Origin of the sequence: Luedemannella flava (genome assembly GCF_039528515.1) — a bacterium.
GTDB classification, from domain to species: domain Bacteria; phylum Actinomycetota; class Actinomycetes; order Mycobacteriales; family Micromonosporaceae; genus Luedemannella; species Luedemannella flava.
On the sequence record NZ_BAAALT010000304.1, the window covers coordinates 1 to 574 of the forward strand.

Below are 574 nucleotides of genomic sequence, written 5' to 3' on the forward strand. Positions count from 1 at the left end.
TGGCAGGCGATGACCTGCTTGGACGCCTCGACACTGACCCGCCCGGGGGCTGGACGCCACAACGCGAACGCCACGGGCAGGCACACCGGTCGTGAACAGTACGGCAGGGTGATCACGATCCCGGCGACGATCCAGCAGTTACCCCATGAGATCCGTTCGGTTTTCGGGCCCTTGCTGGACCCGTCGTGGTGCCAGCCGGTGGCGTGGACCCGCCGACCGGAGCGACGAAACAGGGTGTCGTCCACGGCGATGAGCACCGGGGCGTGCGCGGGCAGCAGCCGGCCCACGATCAGTCGGGCGAGGGCGACGCCCAGCTCGTCGGGGCACCAGCGGGTCGTGGTGAAGAACCGGTGCGCCCGGGCGTGATGGCGACGTCCGGCCAGCCCGGCCGCGGTCCACATCCCGCAGACTGTCCGGCGCACCGGGGCCGCAACCAGACCCGAGACCAGTGACACGAACGTGGCAAAACCCGGTGCGGTGAAACACGAACGGAAAGTCCACAGCAGAGCCGACCACGAACCCGGTACAGTGCCAAACAGGAGCATCAACGGAAACCTTCGCGAAAAGGGACTTT

At 67.8% G+C, this 574-nt stretch carries 1 protein-coding gene; it reads right to left on the minus strand.

Features of this window, described 5'->3' with window-relative positions:
• Window positions 1–545 (minus strand): transposase (locus ABD211_RS32865; protein WP_344140414.1); only part of this gene is annotated, 545 nt, incomplete at its 3' end.
• Window positions 546–574: the final 29 nt, after the last annotated feature.